General features: G+C 68.1%; 2 protein-coding genes. Both read right to left on the bottom strand.

Going from position 1 to position 2,648, the window contains the following annotated elements:
* The coding region (locus tag ABDJ40_RS24605; RefSeq protein ID WP_347613741.1) for a condensation domain-containing protein at positions 1–2,306 on the bottom strand (2,306 nt) is incomplete at its 3' end.
* On the bottom strand, positions 2,303–2,648 hold a 346-nt coding region (locus ABDJ40_RS24600), incomplete at its 5' end, for a phosphopantetheine-binding protein (protein WP_347613739.1). The genes ABDJ40_RS24600 and ABDJ40_RS24605, both read right to left, overlap by 4 nt.

Below are 2,648 nucleotides of genomic sequence, written 5' to 3'. Positions count from 1 at the left end.
GCCAGGTCGAAGTTCATCGAGGTCGCCAGCAGGCTGCGGCTGAAGTCCTCCGCCTGGAAGGCCTGCAGCGCCCAGCTCACGAAGTTCACCGCATTGCGGTGCTCGATCGCCACGCCCTTGGGCCTGCCCGTCGAACCCGAGGTGTAGATCACATAGGCCAGATGGCTGGACTGCAACCCGTCCCGCGCCAGGTCCTCGGCGGACTCCTCCGCCAGCTCCTGCTCCAGCGCCTGCAGCTGCAGCCCCTGCAGCGCTTCGCCCGCGCTGGCTCGCAGCACCTCCAGCCCCTGCTCGTCCACCAGCACCGCCTGCGGTCCAGCGTCCTGCAGCATGTAGGCCAGCCGATCGCTCGGGTACGCCGGGTCCAGCGGCACATACGCCCCGCCTGCCTTGTGCACCGCCAGCAGCGCCACCACCAGGCGCTCATTGCGCCCGCTGCACACCGCCACCCGCGCATCCGGCCCCACACCGAGGGACCTCAGCCTTCGCGCCAGCCGGTTCGCCCTGGCGTTGAGCTCTGCGTAGCTCAGCTCAACTTCCCCCGCCCTGAGCGCCACCGCCTGCGGCGTGCGCCGCACCTGCGCCTCGATCAGCTCGTGCAGCACCGCCTCACGCTCATAGGACAGGGCGCTCTGCGCATTCCAGCCATGCAGCACCTGCTCGCGCTCGGCAAGAGGCAACACGCCGATCCGATTCAGCGGCGTCGCCGGGGCCTGTTCGAGCAGGCCCACCACCTGCTCCAGCGCCCGGTGCAGGAACCCGCACACTCGCTCGGCCTCGATGGGCCTGGCCACCTGGGCCGTGATCTGGAAGCCGTCGCCCAGGTCGTCCACCGACAGCGTCAGCGGGTAGTTCGTCCGCTCGTGTCCGCCCAGGCCTTCGATCGTGTCTTCCGCCTCGTCCTCGTCCTGGCCGTCTTCCCCAGACGCGCCTCCCGCACTGTGCCGGTAGTTCAGCAGGGCGCTGAACAGCGGTGCCTGGGCCGGCACCGCGCTGCAGCGCTGCGCCAGCGCCAGCGGTGCGTGCTCGTGGCGCAGCAGCCTGGCCAGCAGTCCATGCAGCGCTCGCAGGCTGTCGGCCACGCCCTGCTCGTCGACGTTCACGCGCACCGGCAGGGTGTTGATGAACATGCCCAGCACGCGGTCCGCGTGCTCACCGCCCTGCATGCGACCGAACAGCACCGTGCCAAAGACCACCTTGGAGCGGCCCGAGGTGCAAGCCAGCATCAGGGCCCAGGCCAGGTGGAACACGCTGGCCGCGCTCACGCCCAGCTGGCGGGCGCAGCGGCGCAGCGCCGAGGACAGGTCCATGGGCAGCATCAAGCGGGCCTCGCCGATGTCCGAACCGTCCCCCTGCACATCCAGCAGTCCGAAGGGCGCCGTCGGCTCCTCGATGTCCCCCAGCATCTGGCGGAAGAAGGCTTCGTGCTCCTCTCGGCTCACGCCCAGCCTGGCCTGCGCAACGAAGTTGCGGAAAGGCGCCGGGCGGGGCAGCTGCGCTGCAAGACCCTGCTCGATCGCCACCGCCTCTTCGACCAGCAGCTCCAGCGTTGTGTGATCGATCGCCAGGTGATGGACAAGCACCAGCAGCACCCAACGGCCGGCTGCCTCGTCCTGCGCAGCATGGCAATGCAGCAAGGGGGGGCGGCCCAGATCCATCCGGTGTCGGCGCGGGTCAAATCTTGCCTGGAGCTGCTCGGAGACGGGGCCTTGTGCAGGGTCGAACTGCTCCCATTGCAGATTCAGACGAGCCCGCCGCCACACCACCTGCACCGGCTCCGGCACTTCATCCCAGACCACGCCTGTGCGCAGGATGTCGTGACGGTCTATCACCTGCTGCAGCGCTCCCACGAAGCGCTCCAGGCGTTCGCGGCTGGCGAAACCCAGCAGCTGTGGCAGCAGGTAGGGGTCGCCCTCCTTCTCCATCAGGTGATGGAACAGGATGCCTTCCTGCAGCGGGGCCAGCGGGTAGATGTCCTGCACATTGGCCGCACCACCTTCCACACCGGCCAGCACGTGATCGATCGCGTCCTGTTCCAAAGACACCAGGGTGAGCATGTCCGGGGTGATTGCCTGCGCATGCTCAGGGATGCGATTGGGGGGCACCGCAGGCCCATTCACGGAGCCAGCGGTGTAGTTGCCGCTCTTGAGCAGATCGATGAGCGATTGCTTGTTTTCGCGCAGCAAGGCCAGGAACGCCTGGTCGGCCAAGGCCTGGTCGTTGCCCTTGACTACGAGCTTGTCTCCGTTGAGCGAGAGCGCAAGGTTCTTCTTTTCCAGCAGGCTCAGCAGGTCGATGACCGTCACAGCGTGATCTCCTTGATTTGTGTCGTGACCGCAGCCAGCTCGGCGAGCGTGGTGGCGGTAAATAGTTCGCTGACGTCCGCATGGAGGTCCGCACGGCGCATGCGCTCGATCAGGCTCACCGCCATCAGCGAGTGGCCACCCAGTTCGAAGAAGTTGTCGTGGCGGCCCACGCGCTCCAGCTGCAGCAGCTCGGCCCAGATGGCCGCCAGCGTGGCTTCCACCTCGCCCTGCGGTGCCTCGTAGGCGCGCCGGCTCCAGGCCTGCTCGTCCGGCGCCGGCAGCGCCTTGCGGTCCAGCTTGCCGTTGGGCGTCAGCGGCAGCGATCCCAGCTGCACATAGGCC

This window comes from Roseateles flavus (genome assembly GCF_039872765.1).
GTDB lineage: Bacteria > Pseudomonadota > Gammaproteobacteria > Burkholderiales > Burkholderiaceae_C > Roseateles_B > Roseateles_B flavus.
This window is presented reverse-complemented; position numbering and strand designations above follow the sequence as displayed.